This is a genomic window from Chromobacterium haemolyticum DSM 19808 (assembly GCF_000711885.1).
GTDB lineage: Bacteria > Pseudomonadota > Gammaproteobacteria > Burkholderiales > Chromobacteriaceae > Chromobacterium > Chromobacterium haemolyticum.
This window is the reverse complement of sequence record NZ_KL543995.1, coordinates 204,791-216,822: the sequence shown is the minus strand read 5'-3', so window position 1 is coordinate 216,822 and position 12,032 is coordinate 204,791. Positions and strand designations below refer to the sequence as shown.

Genomic DNA, 12,032 nt, shown 5'->3' with positions numbered 1-12,032 from the left:
CGGCTCCGCCAAATTCTCATATTAAATAATTAATTACCAATAATTAAACAATTTTCAATATTGAATTTAACAAGCCCGACAACTACACTCGGTATTCATAAAACTTTACAGATCATTACCTTCAGTTTAAACAAGGTAGAGATCAAAACAGCGACAAGCGGGCCGGCAATCTGCTTGAAACAGGCAAAACGAATCCAGTAGAGGCTCAATATGAACAAATTCATCACCACCTTGGCTGCGCTGGCGGCCATGCAATCCGGCTTGACCTTGGCTGCCCAAGGCGGTGTCATCGGCTTCTCCGGCGCCATCGTCAAAGAGCCGTGCGCGCAGGAAGCCAGCACACTGGTCCGCTACTCTTCGCATCCGCAACTGTATCAGGCCGCTCGCAAGATTTCGTCCGGCCCTACTTGCTCCGGCATGGACAACACCCAGTCCGTGACGATCAGCAATGTGAAGACCAGCCAGTTCACCGAAGGCCAGATCGTTACCGTCGTATACAACTAAGAACCTGTTTACGATCTGCCGCGCTGCGGCGATACGGTGTTAAAAAAACCGCTTCGAAATGCTCATGCACTACTTGTACATTCCGCTTTCTCAGCGGTTTTCGCCTTGTCTCGCTCATGCTCGCTAGACCGTAGACACGTTCTCAGCGCCGTGAGAACTCAAAAACGCCGCCGCCGCGGACACTCCGCGGCGGCGGCGTTTGCTTTGCCCGTAAAATCAGATTACTGATACAGCATATTGAGCGTCACCACCGATTGCAGCGTGCCAGGCACCACCGTCGTTGTCCGCATGTATTCGACGAACACAGGCAATTGCGCCGTCTGCGACTGGATATTCACAACTCGGGTGTTGTTGGTGCTGTTCGCTCCTATATTCCGCCCGTCCGCCAGCGTTCCCATGAAAACCCCCACGCCTTTGGCCGTGCCGCTTGTATTCGCGAACAGGATGGGGTTATTCGCATCCGGCGTGCCGGAAAAACTGAAGGTGGCGGTATGCAGCGCTGTCGAGCAGTTGTTCGCGGTAATCGTGAAGCTGACGCTACCCGCCGCGCTGCCCACCGCAGGCAGGGCGCTGACGCCTATCGTTGGCAGGGTCACCACCCGGTTGACATCCGCTGTGCTCAGATTACAAGTACCGCCAGGCGTGAACGTCACCGAGCCGTTGATCAACTGGTTGTAGTTGACCCCGGGATAACCATTCAAGCCCCCAACCCCGTCCAGTTGAAACACCGAGTACTGGCTAACCGCCACGGTACCGCTGGACGGCGCGCCCGAGGTTTTGAGCAGCACGATGGAGTATTGCAGCGTCTTGGAGATGGTGCCCGCAACCGGCACAAAGATGCCGGTATTGATCGCTCCGTTCGACTGCGTGTAAGTCTGCCCGTTGAAGATGATGCCGACCTGCAGGCCTGCCGCCAGCGCCACCTTCTTGGGATTGACCCAAAAATACACATTCTCGCCCAGACTCTGCTGGCAATAGACGCTGATGGTCTGCAAGGGCGACTGCCAGATGACCGTGCCGGTTGGCACGGCTGCGGAAACGTACAGATTGCCGGGCAGGCTCAAGGTGGACGTCACGCTGCCTGAGGAGCTGGCGCCATTCCAGCAAGCCAGGGCATGGCTGGTCACCGGCAGGCACAGCAAGATCGCGCACAGCCAGGCGCGCAGCACGCGGATAATCGATTGGCTCATCATTCTTTCGCTTTCTGATCGCTAGCCTTCACTCGGCATCGCATACTGCTTCGGTTATCGAATAACCCGCGCCATTCAGTCGTGCCGAGGGCGGATAATGGAAGCGGCACTGTTGATCCCGCGCGCTACCCCAGTTGGCCCGCAAGGTTTTCCCTTCCATGCCTCGGAGGAAGACGCGGCTTCCCTGCCCCACCATCGCCAGCACGTCGCCGTTGTCGGCCAGCACCGACGCCCCCACCGGCACGGCGCTGCCGTCGGCCCGCTTCAAAGTCACGATGACGGGTTTGCCCTGTTCGGTGGCGAATTTGAGCATCACGATGGCTCCGGCGCGCGGCGCGTCCTGTTGCGCGGTCTCCTGCAGCTCGACGTTCTCGCTCATCCCTTTCGGGTCCAGCGAGACTTCGTTCTGCCGGTACGGCATCAACGACGACACCACCGCGTAACCGTCCTGATTGACGCGCACACCATTGGTATTGTTGACCGCCGCGCCCGCCGCGCCCGGCGCGTTGATGACGGCGAACGATTCGCCCACCGATTGCGCCGCAGTGACGCCGCCCGGATGGAACACCAGGGCCCCCATGACCCCGGCATTGACTTGCGAGGAATGGCCAACACTGCTGCCGCCGACGCTGACCGTGGCCACCGAGCTGGCGTACTGCACGCTGGCTCCACCGCCGCCGCTGCTGCTGCCTGAGGGCGCGCGGGTATCGCTGGCGTAGACGTTGTAGCTCAGGTTGCTCAGTTCGCCGCTGGTGCCGCTGACTGCTAACTGAGTGCTGCCGCTGTGATCGCTATTGCTGTTGACGCTGGCGGTCAGCAGCGGGGCGTGCGCTGCGCGGCCAAGCGGCATCGACACGCTCAGCGTGTACTGGTTGACGTTGTTGCCCAGAGCATCGTGCAGCCGGCCAGCGGACAGGCTAAAGTTGACCCCCTTGAAGCGGTTGTTGTAACCAACCTGATAGGTCACGTCGTGGCCGCGCTGATTCCAGTAGTCCTGCGTCGAGCCGCTGATGTACACATTGCCCCAGCCCGCCGGCAGCGGCTGGTCGGCGTTCAATTGGAACTGGTTGCGGGTGCGGTACACCATGCCGTTCTGATTCAGCAGATTGACATAGTCCCGGAACTGCAGATAACCGGTAGTGGAGTAGCGGTACGCCGCTACCGTGAAGTTGGTGTTGGTGCTTTCCAGCAATTTGCTATAAGCCAGGCGATAGCTCTGACCGCTCATGTTTTCGCTGCCCGCGACATTGGGAAGGCGGTTGGCCCAGGACTGGGTGACATCCAGCGCCAGAGCGCCGATGGCGGTATTGAGCCCAGCGCCGAAGATGCCGGCCTGGTAATGTTCGGCGGCGATGCCGCCGCCGTACAGCGTCAAGCTGCCATTCACGCCGCGCTGGTAGGTGGCTTGCATGAAGTCCGGATGCTGGCTCAGCGTGCTGTCCCGCCACTGCCCAGCCGTCACCGAATAGCGCGATTGACCCTGACGCAATAGCTGCCGCACCGAGGCGTAGGGCACGACGAAGGTGCGCACCCGGCCATCGGCCTCGGTCACGGTCACGTTCAGATCGCCGGCGAAGCCGGTGTTGTACAAATCGTCGATGCTGAACTCGCCCGGCGGCACGGTGTTTTCATATATCAGGTTGCCGTTCTGGCGGATCGATACCTTGGCGTTGGTCTCCGCCACGCCGCGCACCACCGGCGCATAGCCTTGCATCGATTCCGGCTGCATGCGGTCGTCGGAATTGAGCTGCACCCCGCGGTAGGGCACGCTGTTGAACAAGTCCGACGGCGTGAAGTTGTCGCCGACGGTCAGAACCGAGCGCCAGTCGGTGATGTCGCGCTGGGCGTAGGCCGACGTCCCCTGGTAATGACGCTGGCTGCCGTTGCCGCCATCCTGCTGGGTAACGGTGCCGTTATAGCGCAGCCTCCACATGCCGAGGTTCAGACCGGCGTTGGCGCCCAGATAATATTGGGTGGACGCGCCGTTGGATCCGGTGTCGTAACGGTAGACGTTGGCGTTGTAGTTGAGGAAGCCGGCAAAGGGCGCGCCGGCATCCCAGTATTGGGGATCGACATAGCCGCGAGCATGCGCGCGCAGGTATTTCTGCGGCACGCTGACGTCCAGGTGCAAATCGCCGCTATTGAAGCCGGAGAAGGCGCCGGGCACGAGTTGGGCAATATCCCGACAGGGCTCGTCCTGCATCGGCGCGCTCTCCGGCTGCTGCTCCAGGCGCTTGAAATCCACGCCCATCTCTTCCAGCGCCTTTCGGCTGAAACAGGCGAACACCTTGTGATCATCACGCTCCTTCATCAGCACGTCGCGACGGCCGATCCAGGCATCGTTGACGTACACGTCGGCGCGATAATTGCCGGGCAGCGCCCCTCCTGCCTGGTTGAAACGGCTTAGTCCCAACGGCGGCATGCCTGACGGCCGGGTCAAGAACGCCGGATTGAACTGTACATCGTCCGGCGGTGATGTCGGCGCCGCCGGCGCATCGGCCCAGGCCAAAGGGCCGCCGAACAACCCGCAAATAAGCGAGGCAAGAAGCGACAGGCTCCAGCATTCAGCCTGTAATCGAGTCGAGGAAGGTTTCATCGCGCAATCCGTTTTGCTGCGCAGGCGACCGGACAACAGGCGGCCGCCCGAATGGTCAGGGGGCCAGAGCGGCGTCGTGCATCACTGCCGCGCCAAAATCGTTGATGCTCTCGTAACTGAACTGCAACTTGCCCCCAAGCTTGGACTTCAAGTCCTTCAGGGGGAAATCCTTGCTGCCGCCGGGCGGCACCATGCCGCTGTCGGTCTCGTAGGAACGGGCGTTTGCCGTCAGCACCGCGCGATTCAGCGACACGTTGTAGGCCTCCGCATTGGTGGCGCGCAGCAGATAGCCCTTGCCGTTGGGCTCGGCCTGCAGCGACCAGCTCAGCTTGTCGGCCGCGTCGTCGGCGCTGCCGGGCAGGCCCTTGGGGCGGTAGAACAACTTGATCCGCGAGCGGAAGGCAACCTGCATGAAGTTGCGCTGCTCCTCGGCGCTCTTGGGCAAAGGCGGAATATCCAGCACGTTCAACCAGAACACCGATTCGCGGTCTTGAGGCAGATCGGCGCCTGTGAAGGTGATTCGCAGGGTCTGCCCCTTGGCAGGATCAACCCGGAAAATCGGCGGCATGATCAGAAACGGCGCATCCGCGGTATCCGGCGTCGACTTCTCGTTGCCCGCATCGGCCCACACCTCCACCAGCGAAGGCGCTTTGCCGGGGTTGTTGATTTTGACGGTCACTTCGCGGTCAGCGGCGTTGTACACCACCCGGGTACCGGAAATCACCACGCCAGCGTTGGCGACCGCGCTGGTGAAGAAAGTAAGGGCGGCCCAGATCGCAACGCCGCGGACTACGAATGCTGTCATGACTTCTGCCTATTTTCTGACTTGAAACGCCAGCCGCGCACAGCGCGGCTGGCAACGACTGCCCACGTCGCTTACTGATAAGTCATCGAGTACTGCACGCTGGTGTTCACCGCGCCTGCGCCGGCCGCGCCGCCGGTGGCGATGTACTGCGCGTAGTAGTTCAGCGTCGCTGTGCCGGAACTGATCGGCACTATCTGCGAGTTGGTGTTGTTGGCCAGGTTGATCGCCTGCAGGGTGTTGTTGAGCAACTGCACTTCCACATTGGTGGCCGCGCCGGCATTCTTCAGGTTGCCGGTAGCAGCATCCACCGTCGGCCCGATTTCGAAGTGGGTCACTGCGTTTTTCAGTGTGGCGGGGCAATTGCTCAGATTGATGCTGAACGGGGTAGAGCCCGCGGTTTGACCAGCAGTCGCCAGCGAAGATACGCCGACGGTGGGCAGGGTGACGGTAAAGCTGGCTCCCCCAGTGCTGTTGATCGTGCAGGTATTGGCGACAATGTTGCCATTGATGGTGATGGTGCCGTCGGCAGCCAACGCGCCCGCGGCGTAAAAACTCAGGCCGGCGGCCAGTACGGTAACAAGCTTCTTCATTGCTCATGCTCCATTGCGATTGCCGGGCGCTTATCGCGTCCGAATGCGCGTCCTTCCAAGTGGAAAGACGCTCCCATAGCTTCGTCACGCCAGCGCGGCGAAAACCCGCTATCTAGCTTTCCCGCCCAAGGCGGGAAAGCATCGGCTCCATCTGATCTTCTGCTTCCGTTCTCTCACATTGAAAACAAATGATTTAATCAGATTTCACAAGTACAACCAAATGCATGACGAGCAATATAAATAAACATGCAAAACAACACAAATCACAATTAGTTTAAAATTATTACGAATGAAAACCGCGCCAACGCCCGGCCACACCAGACAAGACGCGCGTCACTGTAATCACAGCCCCGCTTACTGTGGCATATTCGTCACATCGTGCTCACTGGAACGATAAACCGTCCCCAAACAGGCCAAATCGCGATAAAAACACGGCCGAGCGCCCACGCTATTAAGTTCCTGTGATGAATCCCGCGCCCTGGCAATGAACCGCTTCCTCCTCCGGATAACCGGCGTCATCCTCCCCGCACGCCGTCCCTGCTCCCTCGCCTCAAACCTTAAAACCCGCGAACAAAGCCTGTTGGCACAGGGGGCACATGCCCGCATCTAGCGGAGATAAAACGGAAAATTGTCAGTCAGGAATTCCGGAAGTGATTACAGCCGCCTCCTCCGCCAAGGCGGACGACCCGGCAGGATGATGTTGAACGCTCAACGACATCCTGCTTGTTCTCACCACAGGCGTGCCTTGGGAACGCCTCCAGCAGGAATTCGGCTTTGGTAGTGGGATGAGCAACTGGAGACGCAGGGTGCGCCGATAAAGCCCGGGTGACTGACATCACATACCCCCGGACGCATGAGGGCTGGCTAGACCTGGCCGTGGTGCTGGACCGGCTCTGGCGGCAGGCCATTGGCTGGTTGATGCCATCACGCATCGATGGAGAGTTGGTGCTGAATGCCTTGTTGATGGCGGTATGGCCACGCCAGCCAAAGCAGAAGGCGCTGGTGCATTCCGACCAGGAGAGTCTGTTCAGTGGTGATGACTGACAGGACTTCCTGAAAGCGCACCATTTGGCGCCTGGCATGAGCCAGCTCGCGAACTGCCGCGACAATTAGGCGTATTAAGTCCCCAGGCCCAGCGCCTGTCGCGTCAGCTCAAATAAAAATGCCCCGACCGAAGCCGAGGCATGACTATTACCAAATCATGAAGTCTTACAGGCGCGAGCTCTTGAGCGTCAAATCAGACCGACAAGTAGGACGACTGCTTCAGACCCCGGCAGAACTCCGCGAAGAACAGACTGCGCTCTTCGCTGCTGAGGTCCGCCGCGCGCGATTTGGCTTCGTAACGGTTGAGGATGTCTTCCGGCGACAGGTGCACGTAACGCAGCATGTCTTCGATGGTGTCGTGCTCTTCCACGCCGGAGAACTCCAGCTCGCCGCCGTCGCGCACATAGACGTTGACCGAGTCGGTGTCGCCGAACAGATTGTGCATATCGCCCAGGATTTCCTGATAAGCGCCCACCAGGAACACGGCGATCAGATACTCATCGCCCTGCTTCACCTCGTGCACGGACAGGCTGGATTCAATGCTCTGCTGGTCCACGTACTGCTTGAGCTTGCCGTCGGAGTCGCAGGTCAGGTCCTGCAGCACCGCGCGGCGGGTGGGCTGCTCGTTCAGACGGTGCAGCGGGGTGATCGGCAGAATCTGATCGATGGCCCAGGTGTCCGGCAGGCTCTGGAACACCGAGAAGTTGCAGAAGTACTTGTCGGCAAGGCGGTCGGTCAGTTCGTCGTACACCTGACGCTGCGAACGCTGGCTGGCTTGCAGCTGGCGGTGCAAGCGGCGGCACAAGGCGGCGTGCACGTCTTCCGCCAGCGCTTTTTCCTTCAACGACAGGCGGCCGGAGGCGTAAAGGTCGGTCACTTCCGACGCATAGTGGCTGGCGCGGTAGTAAATTTCAGTGACCAGATCGTCGTCGTTGAGCTGAACCAGCTCAAACAGCTTGCGCACCGGCTGCGACAAGGCGGCCAGGTCGTCCACCTGCGGCACTTCGTCCGGCAGGCGCTCCACATCGGTCACGTTCATGATCAGCACCGCGTGGTGAGCGGTCATCGCACGGCCGGATTCGGACAGGATGCGCGGATGCGGAATGCCGTTCTCGCCGCAGAACTCGGACAACATGGACACAATCACATGCGCGTACTCGTCCATGTCGTAGTTGATCGAGCTGTCGTTGCGGGAATGGGTGCCGTCGTAATCCACGCCCAGGCCGCCGCCCACGTCCACGTGATCAATGGGCAGGCCCAGCGCGCGCAGTTCCGCGAAGTAGCGGATGGCCTCGCCGAAGCCGCTGCGGTAATCGCCGATATGGGCGATCTGCGACCCCATGTGGAAATGCATCAGGCGCACGCAATCGGCCAGGCCGGCGGCGGTCAGCTTGTCCGCGGCGGAAATCAGCTGGCCGGCGGACAGGCCGAACTTGCCCTTCTCGCCGCCGGTGTCCGCCCATTTGCTGGAAGCCAGCGAGGACAGGCGCACGCGCATGCCGATATTGGGACGGATGCCCAGCTTGCGGGACTCATCGATCACCAGCTCGACTTCCGACTCTTTCTCGATAACGATGAATACTTGATGGCCCAGGCGCTCGCCCATCAGAGCCAGGCGAATGTAGTCGCGATCCTTGTAGCCGTTGCAGACGATGGTGCAGCCCTTGGGCGACAGCGCCAGTACCGCCATCAGTTCCGGCTTGGAGCCGGCTTCCAGGCCGATGGACACGTCCGGCGTGGCGATGATGCTCTTCACCACCGCTTCTTGCTGGTTGACCTTGATCGGATAGATGGCGGTGTAACGATTGCCGTAGCCTTGTTCGGCTATGGCCTTGTCGAAAGCCGCGCACAAACGGGTGACGCGGTCTTGCAGAATATCGGGAAACCGCACCAAGAGCGGCAGGTCCAGGCCCTTGCCGGACAGCTCGCCCACCAGGCGATGCAGGTCGATTTCCTTGTTTTGGCGCACATTGGGACGCACAACGATATTGCCGTTGGCGCCCATGTCGAAGTACCCCGCTCCCCAATGCCGGATGCCATACAACGCCCGGCTATCAGCCACAGACCAAGCCATGAGTTTTCCCCTCAAGAACTGACGGAAAGCCCTGAACCCCGCGCGGTGGGTGGACAGGGATTTCCAAAGGACGCGCCCAGGCCGCCGCCGAAAAAGCGATGAGCCAGCCGCAGGAGCATCCTTATGATGGATAACCCCGCTCCTTAGTGCGCGGCTTTCGGGCTGAACAGCTTTTATGTGGGCCTGGGATGTCGGAGCGAAACAATTGAATTGTAGGTTTGCAAAGCTGCAAACGAGCGCGGATTGTAACAACATCACGCTGCTTGACAAGTAAAAAAATGTATAAAAATCCGCATGTCCAATTTAATCGACAAGCCCGCGCCGGGTAGCCCGGCAAGCCTTGTCCGGCAAGGCTTGAGCAAAAACAGCCCCCTATATTTTCCTCATGCCGGCCAGCGGCCGTTTCTCCGGGCGAAGGCCTTGTTGTTCGGACAATGGGCTTGTCCAAAATATTCAACAACAACGTGGCCCAGCCTCCTAAGCCGCCCTCTAAAAAAACCACAGCGCGATCTGGCTCGCCAAGCCTCGCCAGACAAGGCTTTTAAGCCAAACACGGCATGTTTTTTCAAATCTGCGCCACGCGCCGCCACCAGCCGCGCCGGCTCTGGTTACAATGCCCCGGTCATCACTAGCCGCAAGCACGAGCCAGCCCATGCGCGAGCATCACCACGATTTTCTGTCCTGGACCATGAACCCCGCCTCCTCGGCCTCCGCCGAATGGCTGCTCCACTCAGGCGTGCGGGCGCGCTGGCTGGACTACGGTGTCGTAGAACTGGAGCCCGTCGACGCCGCCGACGACTCCCTACTGCTGTCCAGCGGCGTGCACGGCAATGAAACCGCGCCGATAGAGGTGCTCAACGCCATCCTGGCCGATATCGCCGGCGGCAAGCTGACGCTGCGCTGCCGGCTGTTGGTGATCTTCGGCAATCTGGACGCAATGCGGCTGGGCAAGCGTTATCTGGATTACGACATGAACCGGCTGTTCAACGGCGCTCACGCGCGCCAACCGGACGCGCGCGAAGCGGCGCGCGCGGCGAGGCTGGAACAGGCCGCGGCGGGCTTCTTCGCCTCCGCCCGCGGCCGCCGCTGGCATTACGATCTGCACACCGCCATCCGCGGCTCCGTGTTTGAGAAGTTCGCCATCTATCCGTATATCCACGAACGCCTGCACAGCCGCGAGCAACTGGCCTGGCTGAAAAGCTGCCAGGTGGAAACCGTGCTGCTGCACAGCCAGCCGGCCAACACCTTCAGTTACTTCACCAGCCGCCACTGCCAGGCGGACGCCTTCACGCTGGAGCTGGGCAAGGCGCGGCCGTTTGGCCAGAACGACCTGTCCCGCTTCGCCGGCATCGACCAGGCGCTGCGCCGGCTGCTGTCCGAGCCGGAACAAGAACTGCCCGGCTACCGCGACGGCGACCTGCCGTTGTTCCAGGCCAAGTACGACATCGTCAAACACAGCGAGGCTTTCCGCCTGCACCTGGCCGACGACGTGGAGAACTTCACCGCGCTGCCGGATGGTTTCCTGATTGCCGAGGACGGTGAGCACCGCTACGTGGCCGTCGGCGGCGAGGAGCGCATTCTGTTTCCCAATCCCACGGTCAAGCCCGGCCTGCGCGCCGGCATCGTGGTGGAGCCGGCGCGCTTGCCTTAGAGCTTGTTCAAAGTCTGCGGCGCTTCGTGAAGCCTTGCACGGTGAGTACCAGCTCAAAATGCTCATGTACCACTTGACCATTCCGCTTTCTCAGCCGTTTTCGCCTTGTCTCGCTCTTGCTCGCGAGACTTTGAACAGGCTCGTAGATCCGCGCGCAAAAACGCCGCAACCAAGGTTGCGGCGTTTTTCATTCCGGCAGGATTGCCCGCCACGCGCGGCAGCTCAAGCAAACTCGGCGGCGGCCACCCTCGCCACCGCGGCAATCACCGCGTTGCGCTCATCCATCATCGCCGGCGATCCCCAGTAAAACACCGACAGCAACAACGGCGACTTGCCCGGCCGCCAGGCCACGGCCACATCGTTGGCGGCGCCGTGGCCGCCGCTGCCGGTCTTGTCCCCCACCCGCCACTCCGCCGGCAAACCGGCCCGGATGCGCAGGTTGCCGGTGGTGTTGCCCAGCAGCCAGTCGTTCAACAGCCCGCGCTGCCGCTCCGGCAATAACGGGGAAAACAGCAAGGCATGCAGATTGGCCGTCATCGCCGCCGGCGTGGTGGTGTCGCGCGGATCGCCCGGCTCGGCGCGGTTCAGTTCCGGCTCGATCCGATCCAGACGAGTCAGGCCATCGCCCAGCGAGCGGGCGAAACGGTTCACTTCCTGCGGCCCGCCCAATTCCTCCAGCAACAAATTGGCGGCGGTGTTATCGCTGAAGCGCATCGCCGCGTCGCACAGGTCTTTCACCGACATGCCCTGCTCCACATACTGTTCGGCGATAGGCGAATAATCGATCAACTGCTCCCGCCGGTAACTGACATGGCGATACAACAAGTCCGGCTGCGTCGCGCTGCGCTGCAACAGGGCCCCCACCAGCAGTAACTTGAAAGTGCTGCACATCGGAAAGCGCTCATTGGCGCGATAGGCCAGGCTCCGCCCGCTGTCCACCTCTTGCGCGAACACGCCGATGCGGCCGCCCGCATTGCGTTCCAGCTCCGCCAGCTGCCGCGCCGTCGGCGCATCACCCGGCACTCGCAAGGGCGGACGCGCACAACCCAAAATCAAAGGCGAGGCGGCCAAGGCCGCCAGCAAGGCGCGCCGCTGCGCGAAATAATCCATAGTTCCATCCCCAGATCGGTATGACGACGCGGCCGATGACACGGCCGGCCATCGCGGTTTAGTTCCCCCGATGCGCATTGTCCTTACCCGCAAAATGACAATGAACTAAAATGTAGTACCTATTTTTTTGGCTTGAATTCATTGCATCGACACGCCAAAGCATCATGGACAGATTCAAGCAGCTTTAATGAATCATTAAACAATCGAATGACAGAAAAAATCCAGCTCAGTTCCGCATGCCGATCCGGCGGCGCATCGCCGGCTTTCTGGGCCTCAGCCTGACCCTGTCTGCCTCCCCGGTTCAAGCCAAAGCCCCGCACCGCTATCGCCATGCCAGCGCGCCGGCACAGGAGCGGTGGCTGGAACACTGCCACACCAACTCCGACAGCGTAGAGGTTCACAGCCCGGCCCGTCCCCGTTCCGCCAAAGCGCCGGCCGGCGCCTGCGCGCTTTGACGATACGGCGTTG

9 protein-coding genes and 1 pseudogene are annotated in these 12,032 nt (G+C 60.8%); 4 read left to right on the top strand and 6 right to left on the bottom strand.

Features of this window, described 5'->3' with window-relative positions:
* Positions 1-210 precede the first annotated feature (210 nt).
* Positions 211-504, top strand: coding sequence for a hypothetical protein (locus BR71_RS20610; RefSeq protein ID WP_043641660.1), 294 nt, complete (start codon positions 211-213; stop codon positions 502-504).
* Positions 505-725: 221 nt separating this feature from the next.
* Here the strand turns inward: BR71_RS20610 and BR71_RS23180 are convergent, their stop codons facing one another.
* The 4 genes from BR71_RS23180 to BR71_RS20590 all read right to left on the bottom strand — a co-directional run bounded on the left by BR71_RS23180 (position 726) and on the right by BR71_RS20590 (position 5,685).
* A complete protein-coding gene (locus BR71_RS23180) occupies positions 726-1,694 on the bottom strand; it encodes a fimbrial protein (RefSeq protein WP_162179244.1) in 969 nt (322 codons plus the stop codon).
* 28 nt (positions 1,695-1,722) lie between these two features.
* Entirely contained in the window at positions 1,723-4,290 is a 2,568-nt protein-coding gene (locus BR71_RS20600) for a fimbria/pilus outer membrane usher protein (protein WP_081862772.1), read from the bottom strand.
* 55 nt (positions 4,291-4,345) lie between these two features.
* On the bottom strand, positions 4,346-5,095 hold the full coding sequence (locus BR71_RS20595) for a fimbrial biogenesis chaperone (RefSeq protein ID WP_043641657.1): 750 nt from the start codon (positions 5,093-5,095) through the stop codon (positions 4,346-4,348).
* 71 nt (positions 5,096-5,166) lie between these two features.
* Positions 5,167-5,685: a fimbrial protein gene (locus tag BR71_RS20590; protein ID WP_043641656.1), complete on the bottom strand. Its 519-nt coding sequence runs from the start codon at positions 5,683-5,685 to the stop codon at positions 5,167-5,169.
* Positions 5,686-6,510: 825 nt separating this feature from the next.
* Here BR71_RS20590 and BR71_RS20585 point away from each other — a divergent pair.
* Positions 6,511-6,795: pseudogene (locus BR71_RS20585) on the top strand (DDE-type integrase/transposase/recombinase); the annotation flags it as partial.
* Between the two features lie 127 nt (positions 6,796-6,922).
* Here BR71_RS20585 and speA read toward each other — a convergent pair.
* Positions 6,923-8,803: an arginine decarboxylase gene (speA, locus tag BR71_RS20580; RefSeq protein ID WP_039755142.1), complete on the bottom strand. Its 1,881-nt coding sequence runs from the start codon at positions 8,801-8,803 to the stop codon at positions 6,923-6,925.
* A gap of 652 nt (positions 8,804-9,455) precedes the next feature.
* Here speA and astE point away from each other — a divergent pair.
* A complete protein-coding gene (gene astE / locus BR71_RS20575; RefSeq protein ID WP_156039074.1) occupies positions 9,456-10,454 on the top strand; it encodes a succinylglutamate desuccinylase in 999 nt (332 codons plus the stop codon).
* Between the two features lie 222 nt (positions 10,455-10,676).
* Here the strand turns inward: astE and blaCHA are convergent, their stop codons facing one another.
* The gene (blaCHA, locus tag BR71_RS20570) at positions 10,677-11,564 is read right to left on the bottom strand and encodes a CHA family extended-spectrum class A beta-lactamase (protein WP_043641653.1); all 888 of its coding nucleotides are present in this window, start codon (positions 11,562-11,564) and stop codon (positions 10,677-10,679) included.
* A 236-nt stretch (positions 11,565-11,800) separates the two neighbouring features.
* On the opposite strand from blaCHA, the gene BR71_RS20565 reads away from it, so the two are divergent.
* Positions 11,801-12,019 (top strand): DUF3761 domain-containing protein, encoded by a 219-nt coding sequence (locus BR71_RS20565; protein ID WP_043641652.1) that lies wholly within the window; start codon positions 11,801-11,803, stop codon positions 12,017-12,019.
* Positions 12,020-12,032 lie beyond the last annotated feature (13 nt).

Bases quoted from the DNA above. Each gene is read 5' to 3' on its own strand.
- BR71_RS20595 (WP_043641657.1), bottom strand. From the start codon at position 5,095: ATGACAGCATTCGTAGTCCGCGGCGTTGCGATCTGGGCCGCCCTTACT.
- astE (WP_156039074.1), top strand. From the start codon at position 9,456: ATGCGCGAGCATCACCACGATTTTCTGTCCTGGACCATGAACCCCGCC.
- BR71_RS23180 (WP_162179244.1), bottom strand. From the start codon at position 1,694: ATGAGCCAATCGATTATCCGCGTGCTGCGCGCCTGGCTGTGCGCGATC.
- BR71_RS20590 (WP_043641656.1), bottom strand. From the start codon at position 5,685: ATGAAGAAGCTTGTTACCGTACTGGCCGCCGGCCTGAGTTTTTACGCC.
- BR71_RS20565 (WP_043641652.1), top strand. From the start codon at position 11,801: ATGCCGATCCGGCGGCGCATCGCCGGCTTTCTGGGCCTCAGCCTGACC.
- BR71_RS20610 (WP_043641660.1), top strand. From the start codon at position 211: ATGAACAAATTCATCACCACCTTGGCTGCGCTGGCGGCCATGCAATCC.
- blaCHA (WP_043641653.1), bottom strand. From the start codon at position 11,564: ATGGATTATTTCGCGCAGCGGCGCGCCTTGCTGGCGGCCTTGGCCGCC.
- BR71_RS20600 (WP_081862772.1), bottom strand. From the start codon at position 4,290: ATGAAACCTTCCTCGACTCGATTACAGGCTGAATGCTGGAGCCTGTCG.
- speA (WP_039755142.1), bottom strand. From the start codon at position 8,803: ATGGCTTGGTCTGTGGCTGATAGCCGGGCGTTGTATGGCATCCGGCAT.